General features: G+C 42.2%; 24 protein-coding genes and 1 pseudogene. 8 read left to right on the top strand and 17 right to left on the bottom strand.

Annotation, left to right across the window (positions count from 1 at the left end):
• Positions 1–9: 9 nt before the first annotated feature.
• The gene (locus U6B65_13440) at positions 10–339 is read left to right on the top strand and encodes a helix-turn-helix transcriptional regulator (GenBank protein WRS27316.1); all 330 of its coding nucleotides are present in this window, start codon (positions 10–12) and stop codon (positions 337–339) included.
• A gap of 131 nt (positions 340–470) precedes the next feature.
• Here the strand turns inward: U6B65_13440 and U6B65_13435 are convergent, their stop codons facing one another.
• The 3 genes from U6B65_13435 to U6B65_13425 all read right to left on the bottom strand — a co-directional run bounded on the left by U6B65_13435 (position 471) and on the right by U6B65_13425 (position 3,560).
• Positions 471–1,505, bottom strand: coding sequence for a hypothetical protein (locus U6B65_13435; GenBank protein ID WRS27315.1), 1,035 nt, complete (start codon positions 1,503–1,505; stop codon positions 471–473).
• 551 nt (positions 1,506–2,056) lie between these two features.
• A complete protein-coding gene (locus U6B65_13430; protein ID WRS27314.1) occupies positions 2,057–3,043 on the bottom strand; it encodes a Fic family protein in 987 nt (328 codons plus the stop codon).
• A 181-nt stretch (positions 3,044–3,224) separates the two neighbouring features.
• The gene (locus U6B65_13425; GenBank protein ID WRS27313.1) at positions 3,225–3,560 is read right to left on the bottom strand and encodes a type II toxin-antitoxin system RelE/ParE family toxin; all 336 of its coding nucleotides are present in this window, start codon (positions 3,558–3,560) and stop codon (positions 3,225–3,227) included.
• Between the two features lie 198 nt (positions 3,561–3,758).
• On the opposite strand from U6B65_13425, the gene istA reads away from it, so the two are divergent.
• Both istA and istB read left to right on the top strand, forming a co-directional pair.
• Positions 3,759–4,976, top strand: coding sequence for an IS21 family transposase (gene istA, locus U6B65_13420; protein ID WRS27312.1), 1,218 nt, complete (start codon positions 3,759–3,761; stop codon positions 4,974–4,976).
• Positions 4,969–5,766 carry an IS21-like element helper ATPase IstB gene (istB, locus tag U6B65_13415; protein ID WRS27311.1) on the top strand — a complete coding sequence of 266 codons (798 nt, stop codon included), beginning with the start codon at positions 4,969–4,971 and terminating at the stop codon, positions 5,764–5,766. The genes istA and istB overlap by 8 nt, the downstream gene beginning before the upstream one ends.
• A 57-nt stretch (positions 5,767–5,823) precedes the next feature.
• Here the strand turns inward: istB and U6B65_13410 are convergent, their stop codons facing one another.
• Complete coding sequence (locus U6B65_13410) at positions 5,824–6,657, bottom strand: zinc-binding protein (GenBank protein ID WRS27310.1); 834 nt, start codon at positions 6,655–6,657, stop codon at positions 5,824–5,826.
• A 74-nt stretch (positions 6,658–6,731) separates the two neighbouring features.
• A complete protein-coding gene (locus U6B65_13405) occupies positions 6,732–6,854 on the bottom strand; it encodes a hypothetical protein (protein ID WRS27309.1) in 123 nt (40 codons plus the stop codon).
• Positions 6,855–7,066: 212 nt separating this feature from the next.
• Between U6B65_13405 and U6B65_13400 the strand changes: the two genes are divergently transcribed.
• Both U6B65_13400 and U6B65_13395 read left to right on the top strand, forming a co-directional pair.
• Positions 7,067–8,170: a glycosyltransferase gene (locus tag U6B65_13400; protein WRS27308.1), complete on the top strand. Its 1,104-nt coding sequence runs from the start codon at positions 7,067–7,069 to the stop codon at positions 8,168–8,170.
• A 51-nt stretch (positions 8,171–8,221) separates the two neighbouring features.
• Positions 8,222–11,326 (top strand): polysaccharide pyruvyl transferase family protein, encoded by a 3,105-nt coding sequence (locus U6B65_13395; GenBank protein WRS27307.1) that lies wholly within the window; start codon positions 8,222–8,224, stop codon positions 11,324–11,326.
• A 78-nt stretch (positions 11,327–11,404) separates the two neighbouring features.
• On the opposite strand, the gene glf is transcribed toward U6B65_13395, so the two are convergent.
• From glf to U6B65_13335, 12 genes and pseudogenes are all read right to left on the bottom strand, one after another.
• Positions 11,405–12,556, bottom strand: a complete 1,152-nt coding sequence (gene glf, locus U6B65_13390; protein WRS27306.1) for a UDP-galactopyranose mutase — start codon at positions 12,554–12,556, stop codon at positions 11,405–11,407.
• A 5-nt stretch (positions 12,557–12,561) separates the two neighbouring features.
• Complete coding sequence (locus U6B65_13385; GenBank protein WRS27305.1) at positions 12,562–13,656, bottom strand: acyltransferase; 1,095 nt, start codon at positions 13,654–13,656, stop codon at positions 12,562–12,564.
• 1 nt (position 13,657) lies between these two features.
• Positions 13,658–14,233: a dTDP-4-dehydrorhamnose 3,5-epimerase gene (gene rfbC, locus U6B65_13380; protein ID WRS27304.1), complete on the bottom strand. Its 576-nt coding sequence runs from the start codon at positions 14,231–14,233 to the stop codon at positions 13,658–13,660.
• Positions 14,230–15,156, bottom strand: a complete 927-nt coding sequence (locus U6B65_13375) for an NAD(P)-dependent oxidoreductase (GenBank protein ID WRS27303.1) — start codon at positions 15,154–15,156, stop codon at positions 14,230–14,232. The genes rfbC and U6B65_13375 overlap by 4 nt, the downstream gene beginning before the upstream one ends.
• Positions 15,157–16,212 (bottom strand): CDP-glucose 4,6-dehydratase, encoded by a 1,056-nt coding sequence (gene rfbG, locus U6B65_13370; protein ID WRS27302.1) that lies wholly within the window; start codon positions 16,210–16,212, stop codon positions 15,157–15,159. It abuts the gene before it with no gap.
• Complete coding sequence (gene rfbF / locus U6B65_13365) at positions 16,212–16,988, bottom strand: glucose-1-phosphate cytidylyltransferase (GenBank protein ID WRS27301.1); 777 nt, start codon at positions 16,986–16,988, stop codon at positions 16,212–16,214. The genes rfbG and rfbF overlap by 1 nt, the downstream gene beginning before the upstream one ends.
• A gap of 35 nt (positions 16,989–17,023) precedes the next feature.
• Positions 17,024–19,030 carry a DUF4422 domain-containing protein gene (locus U6B65_13360; protein ID WRS27300.1) on the bottom strand — a complete coding sequence of 669 codons (2,007 nt, stop codon included), beginning with the start codon at positions 19,028–19,030 and terminating at the stop codon, positions 17,024–17,026.
• 33 nt (positions 19,031–19,063) lie between these two features.
• The gene (locus tag U6B65_13355; protein ID WRS27299.1) at positions 19,064–20,068 is read right to left on the bottom strand and encodes a DUF4422 domain-containing protein; all 1,005 of its coding nucleotides are present in this window, start codon (positions 20,066–20,068) and stop codon (positions 19,064–19,066) included.
• A complete protein-coding gene (locus U6B65_13350) occupies positions 20,061–20,837 on the bottom strand; it encodes a glycosyltransferase (protein WRS27298.1) in 777 nt (258 codons plus the stop codon). The genes U6B65_13355 and U6B65_13350 overlap by 8 nt, the downstream gene beginning before the upstream one ends.
• Positions 20,838–20,898: 61 nt before the next feature.
• The gene (locus U6B65_13345) at positions 20,899–21,627 is read right to left on the bottom strand and encodes an ABC transporter ATP-binding protein (GenBank protein ID WRS27297.1); all 729 of its coding nucleotides are present in this window, start codon (positions 21,625–21,627) and stop codon (positions 20,899–20,901) included.
• 17 nt (positions 21,628–21,644) lie between these two features.
• On the bottom strand, positions 21,645–23,132 hold the full coding sequence (locus tag U6B65_13340) for an ABC transporter permease (protein ID WRS27296.1): 1,488 nt from the start codon (positions 23,130–23,132) through the stop codon (positions 21,645–21,647).
• A gap of 824 nt (positions 23,133–23,956) precedes the next feature.
• A pseudogene (locus U6B65_13335) lies at positions 23,957–24,385 on the bottom strand (sigma-70 family RNA polymerase sigma factor).
• Between the two features lie 434 nt (positions 24,386–24,819).
• Between U6B65_13335 and U6B65_13330 the strand changes: the two are divergent.
• From U6B65_13330 to U6B65_13320, 3 genes are all read left to right on the top strand, one after another.
• The gene (locus U6B65_13330) at positions 24,820–25,392 is read left to right on the top strand and encodes a hypothetical protein (protein WRS27295.1); all 573 of its coding nucleotides are present in this window, start codon (positions 24,820–24,822) and stop codon (positions 25,390–25,392) included.
• A 15-nt stretch (positions 25,393–25,407) separates the two neighbouring features.
• Positions 25,408–25,656, top strand: a complete 249-nt coding sequence (locus U6B65_13325) for a hypothetical protein (GenBank protein ID WRS27294.1) — start codon at positions 25,408–25,410, stop codon at positions 25,654–25,656.
• A 100-nt stretch (positions 25,657–25,756) separates the two neighbouring features.
• Positions 25,757–26,917, top strand: coding sequence for a hypothetical protein (locus U6B65_13320; GenBank protein WRS27293.1), 1,161 nt, complete (start codon positions 25,757–25,759; stop codon positions 26,915–26,917).
• Positions 26,918–26,925: the final 8 nt, after the last annotated feature.

The following is a 26,925-nucleotide window of genomic DNA, read 5'->3' as shown; positions in this document are numbered from 1 at the left end:
GCGAGGGTCTTGATTGGTGAAAGATTAGCAGAGCTGCGCAAGGATAGGGACTGGGATCAGCGGGAGCTGGCAAATCAGCTGCAGGTATCGTATCACACAATTTCTTCTTATGAGCGAAATATAAGCCAACCAAACCATGAAATGCTGATCAAAATTGCAAAGCTCTTTGATATTTCGGCCGATTACTTATTGGGGCTGATTCGGGAGCGAGCTTCCTATCGGCGGGATGAATATGCCCTTGTACTAAACAGGTCACTGAGCCAAGAGCAGATTGACCAGATCAAACAGTTTATCGCTTTTGTTGAAAGACAGGCGGATGCTGAATCCCCAAGCAGATAGAGAAATTGTTGGAGAAACCATATCCGGAGTGGAACAGTGGAAAACCCACCATTCCATCCCGGAAATTTTTATGGATAAACAGATATGATTCAGTGTTGCCAAACAGCCTTACCCCGCCAGAACAATACAAACTAAGAGACTGGATGCAGCCAAGACTTTTTATATTTCTTACAATCACGGACATACTCTTCAAAGGCTTCCTGTCGAAACTGCTCCAGCTTCTTCTTACTTCGTTCGGATTCAATCTTTTCGATATATGTATCTAATAAATTAGGAATGTGCTGAATTTTCCAATTTTGAGGAATGGTGACAGGATTGATTCCAATTGTCTCCAAGTCTTTCAGTGAGCGCCTGAAATCCTCCAACTCTTTTCCCTGCAATGTTTCTTGAGCCTTAGGGATTCCACGACACGCATTGACCAGCTCCAGTGCCTCTATGAGCCGATCGTTTTTGTTGACATTGAAGTTGAAGCGCTTCACTTTTTCCCTTGCAGTTTTAAGGGTGTAATAATCGCCCCGTCGGATGGTTTTATAATAGTATTGGGTAACCATCTCTTGTGAAAACTCATCGGAAAGAAGTGCATGGATTAGGTTAAAGCCGGACATATCTGGGCTTTTCATTGCTTGGGATACGCTATAAATTTTCAAATATTTGATCTGAACCTCAAATCGTATGACAGCCACAGCATCTTTCAGACTGGGGTTATCGGGATATTTTTTTTGAAGCTGGCTGTACTTTCCGTAACAATTGATGTTTACACAGGCGTTTTTCAAATAAAAACTGTTTTCACACGGCTTCTGTCGCTTGGAGGTCTTATGGTATTCTGTCCATTCCTCAAAATGATTGGGGATATCTGCCTTCTGAATCAGCTTCATGATCAGATCCACAGCACAATTTATATCCAGCTCCCGCAGCTCAAAATTCACACAAAAATCAATGCGATTCAAAAAATAGGAAGTAAAGTCTTTCAGAATCGGTGATATTTTTCCTGCCTCAAGATTGAAGTTTTTTTCCACCACATTCAGATAGCTCTCATTGGCCGCTGTTATATAGTCTGTAATCCCTGCAAGCAGTTTCGGATTGATTGTCACCTTGATGCTGCAAGGCTTGTTCTCTGCAGGTGAATTGTTCATGTATCCGGGAGAATCACTTGCCGTTGTAATCATCCAACTGATTCCTCTATGGGCATTCTTGTATTTTATGTAGTAATATCTGGTTCTACGGGAAAATAAATATTGTGCGAATGCATCCGCATCTGGAGGAATCCTAGTGGGATTGCTTAAAAAAATATAGACATCTTCGTAGACTTTAAATGCCTTTAACAATTGTATGGCCTCATTGGTGGTCAGTCTTTGAGATATTGTAAACGTGTGGAATCCAATAGAACTAAAATTCATAACAATTTCCTCCAGTGTGTTTTTTAATTATTTTGGTATTCAGATTACTTTTTTTGTATACGCATTTTTAAGATTTTATATAATCCTTATATTGTTAAAGACACACGTGTTTCGTATGTATGCAATATGGATATATTGTACATATCTATATCAATTATTTCTGTTTATTAATAATATATATACAAATTTTAATTAAAGATAAAAGCAAGTCACTGGTTGCTCTCCAACCAGTGACTTGCTTTTAATAGCTTATTGTGAAATCATCTTATGGACAGACTAGCGTATCCTGCGCACTATAGAGAATTGCGGAAAGCAAGGATTTACTGCTTTAACCCATATGCCCAGTGCCCGCCTTGACGATATTTAACCAAATTGCCCTCAACCACTTGTTTTGCCAAAATCCGATTGGCCGTAGCGGCAGATACTCCACAAATTTTTCGAACATCAGCATTCATAATAAAGGGATGGCTTTCCAGAAAGGCTTGTATCTTGCCCCAGCGCATTGCTGCCTTATCCATCGTTACATCACTCATATCATCCATCAATTCAATCGCATCAATGAGCGATGAGTTGATGACTGAGAGCATAAACTCGATAAATACGGTGGATTCACCGGCACTATTGGACGCATTGATGGCTGCATAGTATTCCTGCTGATGCGCATAAATCATCGATTCCACGGGCAGCCACGCAAACATGGAATTCCATTTGGAAAGAAGCAGAGTATGCCATAGGCGGCCAATACGACCGTTAGCATCTGCAAAAGGATGAATCAGTTCCAGCTCGTAGTGAAATACACAGCTGCGAATGAGCATATGCAAATCGCTGTTCTTAATCCAATCCAATAGCTCCACAACCAGATCTGGAACATACTGCGGCAAGGTCCCAATATGCAGAATGTTTCCTCTTTGGTCTGCTACCCCTACAGGCCGGGTACGGAATATACCAGATTCTTCTACCAGGCCGTGAGTCATGACACCATGAGCAACAAGCAGGTCATCCACCGAGTAGGGATCAAGCGCATCCATCCGCTCATAGATTTCGTAAGCATTTTTAACCTCGGCAATATCCTTGGGCGGCGCTAGAACCTGCTTGCCGTTGAGCACGGCTGTCACCTGTTCAATGCTCAGCGTATTCTGTTCAATAGCCAGAGAACCATGAATTGTCCGGATACGGTTTTCCCCCCGCAAGGTGGGGTTACCGGAAAGCCGTTGAACAGAGGTCAGATGCCCTATCTGCTCAGCAATTTCCGCCACATAATTAATAATCTGGCTGGTAATTTCGAAGGGAGGCTTCTTGTTTTTCATGCTACTCCTCCATATTAATGGTATATTAATTATACTCGACGCCTATTGAAAAAACAACGCATCACTCATTTTATCTCTCATAAAAGAATGTTATCAGAACAAGCAGGCTTGTCGTTTACCCTATAAGCCTGAATAAAAATAACCGGCAGATACCTTCAAATCTACCGATTATAGCCATTGTTCAGTTTGCGAACTGTCTTTGTACATCCATCTTGCCATTGATAATCCTGTGAATATCCACCGTCTTTTTCGTCTCATTCACGATATAGAACACCAGATAATCAAGCACAACCATCTTGCGATACAAAGAAATGTCATCGTAAATGGGATGCATCACAGGCATGTCTGCAAGTTGTGGGGCTTGCTTATCCAGTATAGAAAAGAATCTTGCGGCCTTTGCTAGAAATGCACCCAATTGCTCATCGATTACCATTAGGTCTAAATTTGCTATAGACAAATACCGGACCCTATATTTCTTCATGGCCATATTTTTCCCTGAACCTGCCGAATACTTCATTATGGCTCAACCACTTGGTAGTTGGATCGTTTGCTTGTATCTGGGCTTCTTCCAACTTTGTCAGCGCCGATGATAAAATGAAGGAAAGTGCCAATTAAAAAATGCAGTTTTCTGGCGGATAGGGATGACATATGATACACTTTTTTCTGTCTGTAAAAAGCAGATAGAAAGGGTGGCAAAATGGAAGGAGACAACTGGATGGACATCCGAAGCGACCGCCAAAAAGGAATGAGCTACACAGAGATCGCCCGCAAGTACAACATAGACCCACGCACAGCAAAACGATATGCCCAGGCCGACACAAAACCGGTGTACAGCCTGACAGATCCCAAGCCATCAAAACTGGATCCATACAAAGAACAGATTGACGTGTGGCTGGAAGAAGCGCCGTATTCGGCGCTGCGGATACTGGAGAAGATCAAGGAAATGGGATTTCCGGGAGAATACTCCATCGTGAAGCACTACGTGCGAGGGAAAAAAGGACAGTTGGATGAGAAAGCAACGGTGCGGTTTGAGACGATGCCGGGGCTACAAGGCCAGGTGGACTGGGCATTCTTTGAAGATCATGTTGTGCTGGAAGATGGGAAACAGAAGAAGCTGTACTGCTTCCTGATGGTGCTGGGATACTCCCGGATGCGGTACATAGAATTTGTGACGGACATGAGCACCAACACGCTGATCCGCTGCCACCAGAACGCATTTCGGTACTTTCACGGCTACCCGGAGGAGATACTGTACGACAACATGAAGCAGGTGGTCGTCAAGCGTCTGCTCCGGCAGGAGGACAGCACGCTCAACCGACAATTTGAGGATTTTGCTGGATTCTACGGGTTCAAGCCGGTATTGTGCCGACCCTACCGGGGCCAGACAAAGGGCAAGGTGGAGCGGACAGTGGCGTTTGTTCGGGATAATTTCATGGTGGGAATCCGGTACAATTCGCTTGACGACCTAAACGGACAGGCCGTGGCATGGTGCAACAAGGTCAATGGGAAAGTGCACGCCACCACAAATGAGATTCCATTTGAGAGGCTAAAAAAAGAGGGCCTCAGCCCCCTTTCCAGAGAATATATCATCGACAAAATCAACCTGCGCCGGGTACAAAAAGACTGCCTCATCTCGTATGCCGGCAATCAGTATTCTGTACCAGCAGAATACGTCGGCAGAGATGTGGCAGTCGTAGCCCTGGACAACATGCTTGCCGCCTACTACGAAGGAAAGCAAATCGCCCTGCACCGCATATCGTACCAGAAAAAAGATATGGTAGTCAATGCCCAACATTACCGAAGATTAACCCTTAAGCAATCATTTGACATCGAAAACACCTTGCTGGACGGCGACAATGTCATTGATTTTCCTATCCGGCCGCCAAGTCTGTCCGCATACGATGAAGTAGCGGAGGTGGCGCAGTATGAGTGAAGTTTTGTACGAGCGACTCAAAGAAAACCTGGAATCCCTCAAAATGCGCAATACCCTGGAGATCATCGACAACTACCTGGAACGAGCTATCAAGGATGAACTCAACATTGTGGATGTCCTCGATCATATCTTCACCGAAGAGGCTAGGAGCAAGCGTCAGAGAGCTTACGAGAAGCAGATTCAGATGTCCGGCTTCCCCATCAAGAAGACCTTGGAGGACTTTGATTTCTCTTTTCAACCCTCCATCGACAAGCGCCAGATCGACGAGCTTTCTACCATGCGGTTCGTGGAGAATGCTGAGAATGTAGTGTTTTTGGGGCCACCTGGCGTTGGCAAAACCCATCTGGCCAATGCGCTGGGTATGGTTGCCGCCAAAAACCGCTACTCCACCTACTACATCAACTGCCATACCCTCATTGAGCAGCTGAAGAAAAGCCACTACGAGAATCGGCTACCAGACAAACTCCGCACCCTCATCCGTTACAAGGTGCTCATCATCGACGAAATTGGGTATTTGCCCATGGATATTCAAGGCGCTAACTTGTTCTTTCAACTCATTGCCAAAAGATACGAGAAAGCCTCTACCATCTTTACCTCAAACAAGACTTTTTCCCAGTGGAATGAAGTTTTTGCCGATGTTACCATTGCTTCCGCTATCCTCGACAGAGTGCTTCACCACTGTACCGTCATCAACATCAAGGGCGAAAGTTATCGCCTGAAAGAGCGCAAAGAGTACATGAAGCAAAAGCAGCAAATCGTCAATACCTTGTTTGAGCAGAACGCTCAGTAATCTAACTTTATACCCGACATTCCTCCCGCCGAAAACCTACAAAATTTATTCGGCGTTTTATTGCAAATTTAAACCGCCGTTGACATCCAAAATATCATTGGGCTTTTCCTTGTAACCGTATCGGTTGGCCCAGCGTTTCAGTTGGGATTGTGTTCGGCGACTGAACCGAAGCAGCTCCTCCCAAAAGCGCTCCACCAGATACAGGACACGGGCAATGCATTCCTCCTGATATTCGTAGCTGTCGGTAAAGCTAGTGCGATCCACATGAATGTGGAGGCCGCAGGTATGTGCCATATGGCTTTTGTATCCCAGTGACAATGCTTGCTCCAGTAATACCTTCCACGGCATAGATTCCATGTGGTAAGTAAGGCTCATGGGGTGGGTAACAATCTCAAGACCATCGTCCAGACTGGAATCAGATTTGATGTAGATACGCTTTCTCTGGCTGTTGGCAAGCTCGCAGAGCTTTTGAGCATTGCATTCATCCTTCCCGGCATCGTCGATTTCCAGCTCCACACCGAAGAAGCGTGTGCCTTCTCCATAGAAGATGGGTTCGGGCTTGTAGCTGTAGGAATGCAGATAGATGTTTTTCTCGTGACGATCATAGCAGGTCTGGCAATAGGGGTAGTCATTGTCATCGTCATCCTCGGTGTAGTAGACATCCTCGTTGGGAACTAAGGTTCCGCAGCGTTCGCAGTTGGTGTAATGATAATCGTAGCAGTGATCACATACAGTGGCACCATCATTTGCAATGAGCTCACCACAACGGGCACAGCAAATAGCTTCTTTCTCAATGCAGCGGGAACAATAGACCTTGCCATCAAAGGTTTGGTAGGTATCCTCGGTCAATTCACAGCCACATTTGCAGCAGATTAATATGGTTTCTTTCAAGATGATTCCTCCTTCAAGCATAAAAATAGAGCCTCCTTGGTGGAGGCCCTTGCAGGTTACCGCTTCTTCAATTGTTAGGCGGGTTTCTTTTTTCTGAGCTTACCGACATAGCCAATAAACTGGACAGCAGACTTTACAGCAGCCACCAGTGCGGATATGGCTAATACCACAAGCTCCGCTATTTTTAGCTTGGTCATTGCGACCCCTCCATTCTATATATATTTAGAGGGATAATATATGACTGGAGGGGTGGAGGATGCGGGAGATTCACTTTTGCGTTAATATGTCATAGGGGGAAAATTTAGTACAGCCAAAACTATAAGGAAACCGTCGCAAAACCATAATCCCATGTTATAATACTCTTAGTCGAGTGTGTACTTGGGTTTGAAAGGAAACTATTTAAACTATTATGAATAAAATACTCTTTTGCGCTTCTACTGCATCACACATGCGAAATTTCCACCTTCCCTATATAAAAGCGCTCAGTGAAAGAGGCTACGAAGTTTGGGTAGCGACAAACAGCGCCGAATCCATTCCTTATGCAAAGCGTGCAGTTGCTTTTCCCTTTAAAAAAAGTCTTTTTAGTTTTAGCAATATCACCGCTATTTTTAAGTTTAGAAAATTTCTTAAAAATGAGCGGTTTGATAAAATCAGTACTCATACTGCCCTTGCCAGCGTAATCCTGCGGTTGGCCATTTTACTTTTGCCAAAAGATCAGAGGCCTCGCGTATATTATATTGCACATGGTTTTCTCTTTGGTGAATCAGATGGATGGAAAAAGTGGATATATCTATTGCCTGAAAAAATATGTGCTCCTGTTACCAACGTATTGATGGTCATGAATCAGGAGGATTTAGAGCTGGCGAAAAGATATTATCTTTATAAAGAGCAGCTTTGCTTTATCCATGGAATAGGATTTGATTCTTCTCGATTTAAACTACTTTCTGACGAAGATCGGTGCAAAAGACGCCAGGCAATGGGATTTTCTCCATCGGATTTCCTATATATCTATGCTGCAGAATTCTCCAAACGGAAAAACCAGCAATTATTGATTAAAGCTTTTGCCAAGGTAGCCCATCAAATTCCACAGGCTCACCTGCTTTTGGCTGGTAGCGGTGTCTTGCTAAAACAATGTAGAGAATTAGTTGATAAACTGCATATGCAAGATCGTATTCATTTTTTAGGGTATGTGCGACAAATGCAAGAACTCTATCCGCTTTGCGATGCCGCTGTTTCTTCGAGCAAAATAGAGGGTCTCCCTTTTAATATTATGGAAGCGATGGCATGCGGGCTTCCTGTATTAATAAGTAATGTAAAGGGCCATCGTGATTTGGTCCAAAATAAAGCAGAGTTTTTGTTTGATACAGAGCTAGAACTCTGTGATAAGCTTGCCCAATATGCACAAATAAGGATGAAACTGATAGATTGGTTCGATATACTGGACAAATGTTCCACTGATAGTATCCTACCAATGGTTTTAGGGAAATATATGCATATAGAACATTTTATATAGCGCATGCAAAGAATGAATATGTATATTCATCTTGATGGGGAGATATCGCAAATGAAGAATATTAAATTATTATCCTATAGTGGCTTAGATGATCAGACGGACTGGAGTGTGCATGAGGCAAGAATCTTAGAAATGTCGGAATTTATAGATGAAGAAGATACTTCCGTTATAGATATGTTTGCAAGACATATGTATCTCCAAAAGCTACTTTCTCCGCATATTATATATTACCCCGTAGATTTCATACAGCGATGTTCAGAAACATTGGTTTGTGATTTTAATAAAAAAGAATTTCCCCATATTTCAGCTGATATTGCTTTTCTTGCGGGTGTACTAGAATATATTCAAGATATGGAATGGTTTCTCACCCATGTTACATCTTGTGCAAAAAAAATTATTCTGTCCTATCATGACCAAGAAGCCTTTCCCAGCGTGAATTTTCGAAGAGGATATGGTTGGATTAACGATTTCACAATAGATCAGATTATAGCGACTCTGCACGCAAAAGGTTTTATGCTGACGAAAAAAAATATCCGTCCTTGCACACCTGCCATTTTATGTTTTATTCAGGCAACGCCAGAGCATTTGAATAAAAATTATCTTTGCTCAGGTTGTGCAGCCTGCGCCAATATTTGTCCTGTTGACGCTTTGGTTCTGGAACCAGATGAAGACGGATTTTTTCGTCCCCAGATATCTTTACAAAAATGCATTAGCTGTAACAAATGTGTGCAGGTATGCCCGGTTTTGCATCCTCTATATAGCAATACATCTGCTCCGTCCTGCTATGCTTATTGTGCAGATGATCATACACGTTTTCATAGTTCCTCTGGTGGTGTTTTCCCTTTACTCGCCCATAGAATCCTTGACAAAGGCGGTATTGCATGCGGCGTCGCTTGGAAAAAAGACTTTGGTGTTCAGCATATTCTCATAGATAATTTGGAAGAACTGCCTACCCTGCTCCGCTCAAAATATCTGCAAAGTGAGGTGAGGCTTGTTTATCGACAGATTCAAAATAATCTTGAAGCAGGATTGCCTGTGCTGTTTTCGGGATGCCCCTGTCAGGTGGCTGCTCTTAATGCTTATTTAGGAAAGCCGTACGAATTGCTTTATACGATAGATTTATTATGCCATTATTCTCCATCATCCAAGCATTTCCAGCAATATTTGGATGATACCTTCGGCAAGCAAAACATTGCGAGTTGTACTTTTCGTACTAAAGAGTTAGGATGGAACTGTAACGCTCATAATGTGACTTTTAAAGATAATACCGAACAAAACCGTCTTTTTGATCAGGACTTTTATCAACAAAGTTTTCACGGTAGACTTTTGATGAATGATGCCTGTGAAATTTGCCGATTCTCTAGTTTCCCCCGGCAGGGCGATATTACCATCGGAGATTTTCATGGAATAGGAGGCTATGATCCTGCGTTGAATGACGGAAAAGGGACAAGCGTAATTCTTGTAAATAATTCAAAGGGCAAATACCTTTTACAAATGCTCCAAGAGAATAACACGATTTGTAAGGAAGTACCCCTTGAATGGATTATGAACAACCGCGTAAACAATCAGTTTCCTGTACATCCCGCTAGAGACCGTCTCTATGCTCTCGCAAAATATTTACCTTTTAATAAAGCAGCAGAGTATGCTATAAAACCTCGGTATGATGTAGGAATTGTAGGGGTATGGAGTGTAGAGAACTATGGCTCCAATATGACCTATTATGCTTTATATCGGATCATCCGTGACATGGGTCTTGAACCACTTATGATTGAGCGGCCACTCGATTCGGAGTGGAAACCACACCCGACTCCAACCGGATTCAAGCATAACCCATATCGACCTTTTGATTTAGCACCCTTGTATGCAAATTCAGGAGAACTACAGCAACTGAACAACGAATGCGACCTATTTCTAGTAGGTTCCGATCAACTTTTGAACGGCCACTTGTATCTGCAGTTTGGACAATATATCACCCTGAATTGGGTGGAAGATAGGAAAAAGAAAATCGCCTACGCTACTTCATTTGGTGCAGATCGTTTTGTGCAAAGGGATGATATAAGGGCCGAAATAGCATATTTCCTGAAAAAGTTTGACTGCCTGTCATTCCGGGATAGTCCGAGCATGGACTTTGCAAAAAGCCAGATGGAGGTAGATGCAGACCTTGTGCTGGATCCTGTATTTTTATGCGATAAAAAACATTTTAATGACTTAGCAGCAAAAGGCAAGGCACCAGATAAAAAATACGTTGCAGCATATATTTTAGATCCGGATGTTGATAAAAAGGCAATCCTTGCATCCATTGAGGAGTGTTTACAATTAAAATCTAATATTCACACCGATATAGCGTACAAACATGATGCCATTGGCCAAATATGGGGAATATCGTCCAGCGAAGATACTTTTAACGAGGATTGGCTGAGAAGTATTGTGCAAAGTGAATTTGTTGTCACTGATTCTTTTCATGGTATGTGCTTTGCCATTATATATCGCAAACCCTTTCTTGCCATCCCAAATGAAGGGAGAGGAACCGCACGCTTCACTTCGTTGCTGGAAACATTGGGGCTGCAAGACAGGCTAATCAGCCATTTAGATCAGCTTCAAGAAAGGCTTTCTCATTTGCTTGACATCGATTATGATCGTGTATTTCTCCTGCTAGAAAAAGAAGTTGAAAAGAGCCGTACGTGGCTGGAAAAAGCGCTGGTTCCGGTAATGGGCAAATCCAAGTCTACCTATGATTTTTTAAAAGATTATGCACAAATTTTCGGAGAACGCTTTGCGGGCGTAGATGAGTTCACAAGCAATGTGCATCAGCGGCTCCAACAGAATGATGAATTTGTAAATAATGCGCACCAGCATTTTAGGCTAAATGACGAAACATTAAGCAATGTTCACCAGAGGATTCAGCAAAATAACGAGTTTGCCAAACATATAGCAGACAAAATTTCTTTGATAGAAACCGCCTGTGCACAAACCACTATGGACATCTCAGTGTATACGGCCAAACAGCAGCTTATAGAACAACGAATTGCAATGTTGGAGAATGAATTGCTTTATATTTATGGTTCTAAATCTTATTTTATTGGGAGATGTATCGCCTTCCTCCCCGGCAAGTTTGTCGCTATACTACAAAAAATTTATAAAAAACTTAAACGGTAGCCTGCTATCAATTAGAAAGGGCCTTCCATTTAGCCGGAAGGCCCTTTTGAATCCCTTATACAGATAATGTCCTATAATTTAAGCTTGTTCAAGAAGTTTCTTACTTGTTTCCAAGGCCCTAGCCAGTACCTGGTCCATATTGTAGTACTGAAAATCTGCCAGTCTACCACAAGGAATAAGGTTAGAAATTCTTTCTGCCATCTTACGGTAGATGTCATATTGTCGTTTGCTTTCGTCCGTGAGTACAGGATAATACGGTTCATTCACCTCTTCAGGGTCATAATGAAGCGGATATTCCACTGCATACGAAGTCCCACGTACATCCTGGAACGGCAGCTTCTTAAATTCGGTAATTCTAGTGTAGCCCGGCTCCTGAGGATAGGCAACCACCGGGGCATCCTGTAAACTCTCCTTCTCTTCATATTTCCAATCAAAACGCAAGGAACGATACGGAAGCCGGCCAGCGCAACACCCAAACAACTCATCCAACGCACCTGTATAAATCACAGGTATCAAAACGGCCCGTCCATCCTGCAAGAGTTCCGTCCCTGAAGGGGAAACAGTAAGAGATTCGAATGCCTCTTGTCCCAGTTGGATTGAAATGTTAGGATGGTCCAGCAACTTCTGAAAGAAAGCTACAAAACTATGAGCAGGCATCACTTGGTAGGGATCATCGAAATATCCCTCATCATAGGAAAAACGTAATGGTACCCTTTTCAGAACGCTGGGATCGATTTCTGACGGAGGGACACCCCATTGCTTAGCGGTATAAGGCGCGTAGTCCTCTCGAAACAAAAATTCCGCATAGCCACGGATATCCGGATCTGAATGCTGCAAAACTTCCACGACAGTAGCAGTTAACTGTCCTGAAAAAGCCTTCCGCAGCTTTTCTTTCAACTTTGCCGCCTCTTCTTTTGGATAAAAAGTATCAATAGTGGTGAAATTGAAAGGTGTAGGGGTATATTTATCATCCCAAACTGCGCCACAAGTCAGTTTGTATGGCTGCCAATCAGCGTAACGGCATATATATTCATATAGGTACTGCTCTTTAGTATGGAATGTGTGAGGCCCATATTTTTGAATCAAAATGCCATGAGTATCTCGATAATCGTACATATTTCCACCGATGTGATCTCGGCGTTCCCAAATTTGAACCCGTAACCCTTTTTCAGCTAACTGGCGTGCGATAACAGAACCACATAATCCACAACCAATAATCAAAACATCCATTTTTATCACTCTCTAACGAAAAGGTTTCGCCATTTTCCCCACACTGCAGCACCTTGTGCTCTTTTAGCCACCCAAAGTATGAGAGCTGCATATGCGAGCGAGCATATGATATACGGAAAAAGCATCTGCCAATAGGTAGCATTTGGCATCAAAATTGGAATGTACGTGCGGATACTCCAATGACTCACATAAAGTGCCAGCGAATAGTCCGCCAACTGATTAAACCACGGTAGATTTAAGACTGAATTCACTGAACTTTTTTGGGAGAAGACGATGATACATCCCATCGCTATTATGGCAATAACTAAAAAATCCAACTTGGAATACCTATGGGTGTACATATAAAAAAACGCAATACCAAAACACATAAACTGTATACACGCTAAAGCTCTAGATCCCACTATCGTAAAAGATACCGCCTTTAAACGAAGTGCCAAAACGTAACAACACCCGCCTAGACAAAGGCCCGCAAATGCTCGCAACAGAGAAATCGAGATCAATCCATACTGCTCTGCCCAAATATCAATATGCCCTGTACGCATACACAGATATCCATATAGTACCAAACTAGCACTGGGAGCAACGATGTATAAAAAAGACTCCCCCCACTCCTGAACCAACAGCATAAAAAACGGAAGACTTATAAATAGAGCAGAAAGATACCACAATGGCAGATTAAGAAAAGTAACGTATACCCCAGACATCGGCAACAGCGCCATTTCAAACACACTATATACCAGCGAGCGTACAAATACCCATGGACTTGGCTTTTCGAGCAGATTGATTAGAATATAATGAATAAGAGTGGACGGAATAACATAACACATTATGCGACGATATTTATTCCAAACTATTCGCATAATCTCTGCCCTCGAAACAATCGTCGATTTTTGAACGGATTGTACCGCAAAGAAACCGGACAGAAGAAAGAAGAATTCAACTGCTAAATATCCCTCAGTAAAAGGATAACTGTAAGTATCCTCCGGTGACAGCCCACTGGTGTGAACCATATGCACTACAAATGCAAACAACATTCTAAGCAAGTTTAGTTCTCTGTTCACTACAACGGACTGCTTTTCCGCAAATGCACAGCCAACCACTTTAGAACCCACCATGTGTTTCCATAAAAGCTTTAAAAAGCTGTAGGTTTCTATCCTTATCCGCTAAAATTAAATGCTCCACTCCACCAATCCGGTCCAAAGGCCAGTCAATCGCAATATCCGGGTCATTCCACATAATGCCGTCATCATACTCACCATAAAACTTTTCAGCACATTTATAGGAAACAACAGATTGCTCTAATACCAGATAACCATGAGCACAACCGGCAGGAACTAAAATCTCGTTATACTTTTGCCCAATCAGGTCAAAAGCCAACCAGCTTTTAAATGTTGGGCTATCCTTCCTTAAATCAACAACAACATCCCACACATGACCCCAAATACACCGTACCAGCTTTGGCTGCTGCTTGACACGCTGAAAATGCAAAGCACGAATAACGCCTTTGTGAGAGGTTGTATAAAATACTTCCTGTAAGTCATGTTTGATGCCGTTGGCTTCAAAAACTTCTTTTGAGTAGTCTTTGGTAAAGCAGCCCCGAATATCATCCGCATTAAATGAGGTAATCTCCAACAAACCCGGAATTTGTGTTTCATGAAATTCAAACTTTTGAATCATTTGCTTACACTCTCCTGTGGCTTCCACCATTGCATCGTTTTCCGGCAACCTTCAGCAAAGCTTATTTCAGCCCGAAAACCAGTGTCACGCTGAGTCTCGGAACAATCAAATCGGGACAAAGGCAAATCAATGCCGGTAAATGGAACATCTCCAAAGTGGAATGGCAGATCGACGGCAATAGCGGATTGCATCTCCAATAAGAATTCCTTGAGAGGGCGGGCGGTGGAACTGCCTATGAGATATTCATGGAACGGTTTCCCCTTTTCTCCAATTAGGCGGAATGCTCTTGCTACATCATCAATGTACACAAAATCGTAATTTTGCGTACCTGCTGTAAATTGAGGAGACTCCCCCCGTAAGCATTTTTGAATTGTAGTATTGACCATTCGAGGACTGCGTTCCCCAACACCATAAGCATTGGTGATCTCCGGCCAGACAATCTCGATGCCAATTTCAGCAGCCACCGACATACACATAACGTGTGCAATCAGTTTTCCGCCTCCATAAATGTACCCCAATCCCGGACGATTACCTTGGGTATATGCAGCCGCCATTGTTTCATGCTCCATGATGCTTCCTGCACACAGAAAGCGCCTGCAACCAATCTGCTTTGCTACCCGCAATGCATCCACTGTCCACTGTGCATTTTGTAACTGCAAGGCAGTGTCTGCACGAGCAGGCCCTGCACTCCCGGCCCAAGCAAAATGGAAAAACAGAGCATCTTCTAGCAGAGGAGTTTTTTCTGTAAGAGAGGCTAAATTGGAAAGATCGCAGGCAACAAATTGGACTCGAGAATCAGTCGGAATATTATGATTGCATCCTTCCAAATCCAATGCATAAATCCGGTAATCATGTTGAAGGAGCTCACGCACCACAGCACTTCCGACAAAACCATTTGCACCGGTAATGACGGCTGTCTTCATTTATAGTTCACTCCCATACTCGTTAATCTGTCTATCCATAACCCCTGCAACATCTTCCTTAGCCAACCATGCTTTTGCCCATTCGCAGGTCTTATCAATTGCATCTACAACGTGCCAGCGTGGCTTCCAGCCAAAAACTGATTTGATCTTAGAGCAGTCCAACTTAAGAAAATTTGCTTCATGAGGGCCTCCGACCCAGCGATTTTCCCAACTGGCACCCACACCCCATGTCGCACAAAAAATATCCACCAGTTCACCAGTGGTAACGCAGTCACAATCATCGGGCCCAACATTATACCAACCGGCAAACTTTTTATCTTCATACTGCTTTTGAGCAATCATAAGATAGGCATATAACGGCTCAAGCACATGCTGATAAGGACGGGTAGAATGAGGATTGCGCACAATAATAACCTCACGATTCTTAACCGCCCTTACACAATCAGGAATGATTCGATCATTGGCAAAGTCTCCACCGCCAATGACATTTCCCGCCCGGGCTGTACTGACAGCCACTCCGTTCTCAGCAAAGAAGCTGTTCACATAACTGTGAGTCACAAGCTCCGAACAAGATTTGGAGTTAGAATAGGGATCAAACCCATCCAGCGGTTCATTCTCCCGGTATCCCCATTCCCACTCGTTGTTGTGATACACCTTATCAGTGGTTACATTCAGTACACTTTTTACACTCTGCGATTGCCGGACACACTCCAGAATATTCACTGTTCCCATAACATTCGTTTCATAGGTATATACTGGATCTTTATAGCTGGCCCGTACAATTGGCTGTGCCGCCAAATGCAAAACGATTTCCGGATGGGCATTGTCGAAAACTTTTTTCAGTGTGCTAAGATCCCTAATATCGCCAATGACAGAAGTCATTTTCCCTGCAAGACCAGCTAGGGAAAAGAGATTGGGTTCAGTAGGTGCGGGCAATGAATACCCGGTTACAATTGCGCCTGCACCAACCAGTATACGAGAGAGCCAAGCTCCTTTAAAACCAGTATGTCCGGTAACAAAAACTCGCTTACCTTGATAAAAAGAAAGATCAGCCATCACTTCCACACCTTCCAAGGGGCTTGTCCTTTTTCCAACAGTTCCTCCAGATGCTGCTTGTCCCTCAACGTATCCATACACTGCCAGAAGCCATCATATTGGTAAGCAACCAACTGTCCCTCTCCGGACAATTGTTCTAGGGGCTCCCGTTCAAAAACAATCGCATCTCCTGCAATGTAGTCCAAAACTTGTGGCTCTAATACCATGAATCCGCCGTTGATCCAGCCGCCGTCTTCTTTCCGCTTTTCCGCAAAGCGACTGATCGTGTTGTCCTTAGAAATCTCCAAAGTGCCAAAACGCCCGCCAGGTTGGACCGCAGTCATCGTGGCCAACTTGCCATGGGACTGATGGAATTCCAGTAGTTTGCTCAAATCAATATCGCATACGCCATCCCCGTAGGTCAGCATAAATGGTTCATTGCCTATATAATCCTTTACTCGCTTAATGCGACCGCCTGTCATAGTATTCAGCCCGGTGTCCACTACTGTAACCTTCCATGGCTCGGCAACATTGTTGTGTATGGTCATACAGTTTCCGTTACAAAAATCAAAGGTAATGTCCGAGCGGTGAAGATAATAATCAGCAAAATATTCTTTGATTACATGCTGTTTATATCCTGCGCAGATTACAAACTCATTTAAGCCATAGTAAGAGTAGGATTTCATAATGTGCCAAAGGATTGGCTGTTCACCGATTTCAATCATGGGCTTGGGTTTAAGGTGACTTTCTTCCGAAATACGGGTACCGAAACCGCCAGCTAAAAGTACAACTTTCATAATCGCTTCCCCACTTTCTATTAATCCTCAATATTTTATTTTACTTTAATGGGTCGATATTGAGGTCTGAATATGTAATAAATCTGCTTGCAAAATCGCCAACGCTTGGAACCTTTTGGCAAAATCCTCTTAGCAAATTCTCGGCGAAGTGTACCCTTCGGCAGTAACTTATCCGCTAATTTACGCACACCGGAACGAGGATCAATTAATTTATGAAATCCGGCAAATACCTGTAAATCATAAATTGCGGGCTCAATATTTTTAATTCTCCGAACTGTGCAGTTCTCCATCATTCTATAGAGACAAATCTCATAGAAAGCAGACCTTCGTGCAATAGTCCACCACTCATCTGCATATTGCAATTCCGGATATTTCCACGGCTTACATTGCGTGATATAATGCAAAATGCTGGGTGATTCAGACGCTAGATCATAGAGCTTCTTTTCATTTTCTGAAACAAGAGAAAGCTGCGGCTTGGTTTCATCACTAATACAAGCCATAAAATTCCATCTGTAGTCTAAATTAACAATTTTTCCTTCACATATTTTGTTTAGCAAATCCTGTTCTACTATTCTAAAATTGTTTTGGGAAATTTGTTGTAATAAACTTTTCAGAGTAAATTTTGCTCTAAATGCTTCGAGATTTATCAGCAGTACGCCCGCGTTAAAATAACTGTATTCATCCTTGAGTCCTAAATTTTCTTTGCAATATTTTGTTATACTTTTATCCACATTGATATATGGATTGTTAAGGAATCCATGAAACAAAATTTCCTTTGCAGCCGCAATATAATTATCTTGTAAATTCAAGGTATATAGCTTTGACAGATCATCTTTAATTAGGATATCACAATCTAAAACCAATGCTTTCTTATAATTTTCAAGTAGCCACGGAACTAAAATGGTATAGTATGTTTCTTCTGACAACTCTTCGTTGTCCTCCGGCAAATAAAATTTGGCATTATAAACTATTGTTTTGACATTGATAAAGCGCAAAGAAAAATTCGCTTTTTTAAAAATTGATTTTAATTTCTTTTTATTAAGTTCACTTATGCTTTTTTCCAATATAATAATATCATAATTTTCTTGTTCTGTGGAATGCTCGACTAATGATCCTAAAGCAACAGCGAGATAAGGACAAAAAAAATCACTAGAGGAAAATACAATTACATTATTTTTGATTTGGAAAGCCGGAGTCAAAGGCGATCTTTTTACAACTTCATCTATAAATACTCCTTGTGTGTATAGTATTTTTTTGTTATCCTTATCTATTTTTAATAGAAAAATCCCAAGCAGATGTTCTCCTACATAACCTATAATACGCTTTTTTTCAGAATTATAATGAGAAGTATCAATTTCAGTTTCAAGTTTAAATAATACTCCAAATAAGAATTCGCAATATTCATTAAACAATTCTTTATTCATTATAAAAAGGTTATAAAACGTTGTTTTAGATTGATTGAAATAGTCCTGCGCATATTTAAATGCATCAGCATAATCTGTTTTAATAATTTTTAAAACAGTATCTATTACATTTACATCAAAATTTGTAATATCGCGCTTCCACATTTCATAGACAGAATTGTGTCCTACAGATTTTACATCATATCTTTCTAAAACTAACGCATCGGTATCTGCAATTTTATTCTGCATTAATTTTATATTATTTAACTTGAATTTCTGGGTACTTGTGTCAAAATCAGGTGAATATACCAGGCCAGTCCTACTTCTATCATTAACAGCTGCAGAAAAATTCTTCTCGGAGAACGACAAAAATCTTCTATAATGGCATAAACCATAATAATCTGTCTCGATATTCTTCCACGCCCAATACAGGACTGTTAATTCGCAAAAACTATCTTTTTTCTCCGAAATATTATCCCCTGTATTGTCCCCCAACATAGTGATATTCTCACGTTTATCATAAACCGCACCACACCGTACATTTACATACAATGGATTGTCAATCGTTTCGCTATCTTGATCAATGCGGTGGGATACAAATATTTTGATGTCAGGCTTCTTTTGTATCGGTTTTCCCATTTTTCAGAACTCCTCTAGCAATTATATGGTGGGCTATCGCGCGCCCTTGCTTTGTCCATGTTCTTTATTTTTAACTGCTACTACCCAGTAATAAATACTTTTTAAAATTTCTCGTTTTTTTGAACCCACCGGCATAACTGGGTCAATTAGAGCCCGTAGTCCACGGTCCATGCAACTCAATATATACCGCTCAATTAAATCTAAAAAGCCCTTTATTCGATTGGTTTTATTAAAAAATACCAGTTGAAGTTCTTTTACCTTCCACTGCTCATAGGTGGAAACATGATAGATAAAAATGCCATATAGCATCTCTCCAATAAAAGCTGGCGTACGAAGCATGGTTTGCGTATAACCAGTAGTATCTAACCTACGCGCTACTTCAAACATAATTGGAAATTGAAATTCACACAACCGTTCGAATAACTCTTTTTTCAATATATAACAATTAAATCCTCTATGTAGGTTGCCGGCAAAATATTCTCTCGCTGAACTACTATATTGGGGAGCCATTTTATCAACCAGTTGAAACATTAAATCTATGGATGACTGTTCAAAAAATTCGCCCACATAGGCATTCCACATTTGATTTACAGTGTCCTGCTTATTTCTTGGGGTTGGAATCTTCCGAACATCTGCATACTCGGATACAATAATGTCATAGTTAGAAATCATCTGTTCCATCATAGAAGCATTTAACAATCCATATCGTTTTTTACTGGCTGGCATTAAAGCTGCGCCTTGAACCATATTAAACGCATCTGTCTTAAACCTGCGCTGGGAAAATGAAAGGTACCTTCGATAATGACACAGTCCGTAATAATCTGCCTGTACATTTTTCCACGCCCAATATTGCACAGTATATTCGCAAAAGCTCAAGCGATTTTCCGAAATGTTGTCACCCGCATCATCGCCCAGAATATTCATGCGATTTTTGGTATCAAATACAGCTCCGCAACGTACAGGAACATACAGAGGAGTAGAAATCAGTTCACTATCCATATCAATGCGGTGTGATACTAATATTTTGATGTTACTCAACTGACCCATCCTTCCCGAGAGGAGTATTGCGTCTAAAAACTTTTAGCCTATCTAAAAGAACTGATGGTATCAGTCCAACTAAAACAGGTTTGCAGACATAAGGAAATGCTTTTGGTAGCAGTCCCATTCGCCGAAACAAAACAAAACGAGTCTTCATTTCATTGATTCTTCTATGGATAGTTCCATTAGTCTTTCCCTTGTCCGGAATAGTATATATAAAATATGGATGCTGTATATTTGCCCCCATATAGCCTCTTTCATAGAGGCGTAACAGCAAATCATAATCCTCGCATCCATCACATCGATTTTCTTCACAATATCCGTCAACTGCATTTAATACATTTTTATAAAATACTAATGTTGGATGTATAAAAGGTTGGGTAAAAAGAAAATCGCGAACAATCGGCCGTTCGGGAAAACGATACATACCAACAATACGTTTGCCTTGCATTAGCCTAACCTCGCAACCGACAAACGCTATCCCTGGATTATTACTTAAGTAATAAACTTGCCTTTCCAATCGTGCAGGTTGAGAATAATCATCATCATCCTGTCGGGCAATCAAAGTACCCTTGGCTTCTTTTAGGCAGCGGTTAAGTTTTTGGGCCAACGTATCTGCACTTGTACCATCGATTAAGCGTATACGACCATCCTCTTTTTGCAAACTTTCAAGCAATTCACAAGCAGAAGTGGTAGAATTATACTGACAAATTAAAAATTCAAAATGCGAATATGTTTGTTTTAAAATCGATCTTACAGAACGTTCCAAAAGCAGCGTGTCCCGCCTCTGGTAACGCACACCCATAATAACAGAAACAAATGGTTTCTTTTCAAAGTACATATTGATCACATATTTCTTCAGTTAATCCCAACATGCGAACTCGTCCTTGATCCAACCACAAAACCCGGTCACACATTTTTTTAATCTGACTCAAATTGTGAGAAACAAACAACACTGTTGTACCGCCCGACATTAGCTGCATCATGCGGTCCCGACTTTTTTTCTGGAACGCCTCATCCCCTACAGCTAAAATTTCATCAACAATCAATATTTGGGGGTTAACCACTGTGGCGATAGAAAAAGCCAGTCTCATTAACATCCCGGATGAATAATTGCGTATAGGGACATCTATAAACTGGCCCAACTCTGAAAACTCCAGTATTTTCTCATATTCAGACTTAAGAAACTCTTCCGAGTATCCTAGAATAGCGCCATTCAAGAAAATGTTTTCCTTTCCGGTTAAATCCATATCAAAACCGGAACCCAGCTCCAACATAGGAACAATATTGCCGCCGCACACACTCGTCCCTTGGGTAGGATTTAGAATACCTGAAATCACCTTAAGCAAGGTACTTTTTCCTGAGCCGTTACGTCCAATAATTCCCAGAACCTCGCCTTGGAACACCTCAAACGACACATCTTTTAAAGCCCAGAATTCACGGTAGGTAAGCTTTCTACCCAGTTTTGCAGTGATGAATTCCTTCAGCGACATAATTCGATCACCTGCCAGTCGGAATTGCATGGAAACGTTTTTGACATCTATCATTTTTTCTTTCATGCTTTAAAGCCCCTTTTTTATAAATACAATACAAAACGATCCTGTGTCCTTTTAAACACAAAGGCACCAAGCGCAAGGAAGCCGATAGCGAAAAGAAAACATTGCACATATATAATCAGCTCAGGAGAAACCCCATCTATAACACAAGTTCGTACAAATTTGATAAAATAATAAAGAGGATTTCCTTTTAAAAGCATAGCCACATTGGAAGGAAGGATACTCTCCGGATAAAATATGGGGGTTAAATACATCCAGATCATGCTAATCACACCCCACAAAAACTGCATATCTCTAAAAAATACCATAGCGGCTGCCAATAGCATACCAAGGCCCAAACAAAGTACCGCCAAACATACCAAAACAAACGGCAACAGGAAATAAGCTTTGGTCGGATGAAGTCCAGAGACAAATGCTACAATAAAAAGCGGAACCATGGCAATCAGCAAATTAATGAATGAAGATATCACTCTTGTAAGTGGATAAATATATTTGGGTACATACACTTTAGTAATTAAATTTGCATTACCAACAATAGCTCCTAAAGTCATACCACATGCTTCAGAAAAATAATTGAACATTACGATACCACACAACAAATAAACCGTATAATAGGGAATATCAAATCGGAATAAGCTGGAGAATACAAGGTATTGTACTATCATTGTTAAAAGCGGATTTAGCAAGCTCCATAAAACGCCTAAAACAGAGCGCTTATATTTTGCCTTAAAGTCTCTAGCAACCAATTGCTGAATCAAAAACCGATATTTTCGGATAGCAATGAAAGCCATAAGAATCAAGGGCTTTTTACCTTTTTTAACGTACCTCAGCGTGGTCCATAAATAAAGAACAAGCAGAATTGCACCGCCAGCAACAAACTTCCAATAATGCAGACCCGTCCAAATATACTCTTCTCCTTGAACTGAAAAACAAAGCATGCCAGAAGCAGGCTGCCCATTCAAGTAAAGCTGAAAGCCGTCTTCTACTGCAGCCGTATTCATTAAGGGAGATAGTGCACTCCCTATATTGGAGTCTGCAGTAATTCTCAGCAATAAAGGTACACCATATAAGCCCTCTTTGGGTTGCTCCAAAGTTATAAGACTGACGAATCCTTCCGTTATTTCTGCAGCAGATAACTCCTGATGTAGAAGTTGTGTGTTTCCGTTCAACTCATAAAGATCAACGAACACTGTTCCTGAATTGCTTCTACCATAAGTTCCCCAAGCCACAGAAATAGATGTAAGACGCTGAATTTTATTGATAAACGTTTGCTCAACTTGATTCCCAGTAACTATCTCCACCGATCCAGAATTAGGTGTAGGCATACTTATATTCTCTCTGGATTGTCGAAAATGAAGTTGACGCCCTGCTAAAAAATAAAAAAGTACGGATAAAGCCAAATAACCAAGCATCATTACAACACTTATTTTGCGTAGCATGGTTTGGTTAAATACTGGATTTGAAATTAATCGATTTTCCTCTCTTGATTGCTGTATATTCGGTTCCATAAAACACCTATATTCCCTTCACTTAGGAAGCTTTTTTATTATATTCTTTACTACAACTCAATACTATTTTGACAAAAAACACCATATTACCGCAATTTTATACTTTTTAGTTTACTACAACGGATATTCGCTGTCAAGCTTAGTATATATGTGGCACACACCTACTGTTCATAATTCTCTAAGGCGCCAAAGATTCAATATGCAAGTGTTCATAATTACTTTTATCAGTTTACAAACATAGCTGATAATCTATATGACAGACTTTATAGCTTTCACATAAAATATCCCTTGCTGCATCCACTTCGCAACAAGGGATATTTTGTGATTCACAACCGCCCCAGCATCTCCTCCACATCACTCTGCCGGCTGACCTCCAAAACAGTCCCAACCCTTGTCCTACCACCCTCACATACCTTCCGCACCCTCTCCACCCCGCAATACTCCAGCAGCTCCTCCCACCGCGTGAGCCCGCACATTCGTGCAACAGTAGCCCAAGTAGGCGAATTTGCCCTGCGATTCCGGTTATACATAGCCGCCGAATCGGGGTCAATTGCTTTATATTGCACCGCAAAATCCCGCACCCAATCCTCCGTGCTTTTGTGGCCGTATCGCTGGGACTGGCACAGCAGCTGGGACTTGGGGTAATGGGCATCAAGGAATTCCCGGGCTGTCATCCCAAACCGGTTCTTAATCACCGGAACAGGTGGCAGCCCTTTTTTCGTCAAATCTCTGGTATTGGGAACTCTTCCATTCTCCAAAATCCACTGGTCTATGGTATCAAAGATGGTTGCCTCCGACCATGCGGTAAAGGGGATCTCTGCCATTACCTCCTGCAGTTTGGCTGTAATTTCGGTGATTTCTGCTGTTTGCTCATATGTAGATAACATCTCGCAGACCCGCATCAATGCTTGCTTTCTATTCATTTCAGGTTCTTTTCTCCTTCTATTTCGACTAAATATAGTCATTGGCACAGCATAGGTAGAAAACCGCACGTTATGGCTGGTATCAAAATTATCAATGGATTTAATCAGACCGATGCAGCCCACCTGAAACAGGTCATCCAGATTTTCGCCCCTGTTGGTGAATTTCTGCACAACGCTGAGAACAAGGCGTAGATTACCGCTAATTAGCTCATTGCGAGCCTTTTCATCGCCTTTTTTGATCCGTTCCAGCAGCTCTATCTTTTCACTTTCCTTAAGTACCTTCAGCTTGGAAGTGTTTACCCCGCAGATTTCCACTTTATTAATCAGCACACTCTGTTCCCCCTATCCAACCTTCTTACATATGTAAGTATTGGCATAGCAGGGGTGCAAAATGCATACGCTTAGCGGGGAATTTTATTCACTGACAGGAAAATCCTTCAAAAGGCTTTCAGTATCGGATTTTCAGTTTTCAGGAAATACGTTCCAATTCTTTTTCAGGTTATTAAATACAGTATTTCCAGTATGCCCCACCTTATAGCTGCTGAATTTTATTGTTGAGTTACATATAAACAGGTAAACAGGCTAGCAGCGCTTCAGTCTATAAGGAGAGGATGATCTGTGGCAACAATATTCCTTTGACAGGTTAAAAAATCAATGCTATAATTAATTATAGAACATATGTTTATATTATTAAACTGGCGTGTAAATCCGAAAGGCGCATTCGGATTTATGCGCTACTTTACACTTTAGGAGGAATTTTGAATATGTCTTACTCAAAGAAAACAGCCAACTATAACCTCCCGCAATGGGAGCCGAACGACAAACCTAGTATGAGGGATTATAATGAAGCTTTCACTGCCGTTGATTCACAATTGGCAAATAAGGCGAACTTGTCTGTCTTAGGTGCAACTAGTTGGGACAGTGGGAATTTTCCCATAGAAAGTGGCACATGGGAACCTACGATAACAGGGGCGAACGGAGGGTCCCCTTCGGGGTATACAATACGTTCCGGGACTTACATGCGGATGGGAAATATCGTCATGGCACGGTTTGATATTGCAATAAGTGGGGTAGGCGATTTATCGGGGCAACTACAGATAACGGGGATTCCCTTCGCAGCTCAGTCCGGAAGCTTATTCTTTGTGGGGGTCGCGGGCGTAGGATATGGGGGATTGTCATCCGGTCTGTTTGGCGTTACAGGCGGTCTAGGTGGTCTAGGCGGCAATATTATTAATTTATACAAGGCATATAGCAATGGAGGGACTGTAAGCCTGTTTGGCGTTGACATTACCGATAAATTCGCACCCTTCGGCCATGTAGTTTACAATATTACATAGGAGGATAATAATATTATGAGAAAAATATTTATTGATAATATCAGTGATACTGGTACATGCTCGATACTTATCAGAGAAATTGATCCCGAAACCTTTGAGGCGCAAAACCACCGGGAGGCCCTTGTTCCGGGCCAATTTGAGAGAGCAATGGAAATGCTACCTGACAACTTATACGCTGTGATGGAAGCTCTCTGGACACCGGAGGTTATTGCGGCTTGGCAGCAGAAACAGACTGAAATGAAGGAGCAAGCGTCCACTTTCTAATTCGCCTTATTTGCCTTAAGCGAATCGAACTCAAACAAATAACAATTAAAGAAGGCCGCCCATTGCGTGGCGGCCTTCTTCATCGAAAGGAGGAAAACGTATGTTAGCAAGACCCACCTGCCTGCGCATCCCCGACCTCTATGAGGAGAGCATGGCTTGCATAAGCTGGGAGTCGGTGGACGGTGCAGAGGGTTACGAGCTGGATATTCATTATGACGAGGATTTTGAAGCGGCATCGATCGGCAAAACATGGGGGGACATGGACGAAGCGGGCCTAACTTGGATGCAGATTGATGTGCAGGGCCTAACGTGGGCGCAGATTGAAAAACTGCCTGCACAGGGCCTGACTTGGCAGAACATCGAGTACCACAACCTTTCCTGGGCGGAGATAGAACAGAAAAATCTGAGCTGGTCTGAGATTCAGCGCCTGCCGGTGCGTTTTACTGTCTACAAGGGTACCGGAGAAAAAACACCCGCACCCGATCAGGGGCTGACATGGCAGAACATTGACAGTATGGGACTAACTTGGGCACAGATCGAAGCCCGAGCCTGGAGCTGGCAGAACTTTGAGCTGCAACCGTCCGTTGGCTTGAACTGGGCGCAAATTGACAACGAAAACCTGACTTGGACACAGATCGAGGCCAGAGGCTGGACGTGGCAGGAACTTGAGAATCAGGTGCCTTACGGCTTAACTTGGGGCAGTCTAGATGGACATTATCTTACTTGGAATGAATTTGAGGAACTGGGGCTCACGTGGCAGCAGCTTGAAAAGCATCCCGCCGATGCTAAGACCCACATCACCCATACCGTTAAAATACCCACTCATAAGAAGAAAGCGACCTTTCGTGTACGCTCCTATGAGGATTCTGTAGCGTCTCCCTATCTGGAAACGAGCTTGCTCCCCATTGTCCCCATATTTTACCGGGAGGATAGCCTGACCCTTGCCGTCAAAGCTGGTTCCAGCTATGCAGTGCAGCTTCATGCGAAGGATATCGATGATTTTAAGAGCATTGTTATGGCTTTAGAATATCCCACCACCATGCTGAGGCTGGATGAGCTTGGCCTTGAAACCCCCACCGGAAAATGCGATTTTGTCAGCAAGACCTACAAGCCTGCCATCCAACTGGTTTCCCAAAAGGCCGGTCAGGTGAAGTTCAGATACACCCAACCCCTCACCAAAGGCTATGAATGGGACGGTCTAGTAATATCCGCACAGTTTACTGCCTTGCAGGCCGGGAACGCTCTATTAACCCTATCCTAAAAGAATGG

This window comes from Oscillospiraceae bacterium MB08-C2-2, from assembly GCA_035621215.1.
GTDB lineage: Bacteria > Bacillota > Clostridia > Oscillospirales > Ruminococcaceae > WRAV01.
The sequence above is the reverse complement of the archived record's forward strand: the minus strand, read 5'-3'. Positions and strand labels throughout refer to the sequence as shown.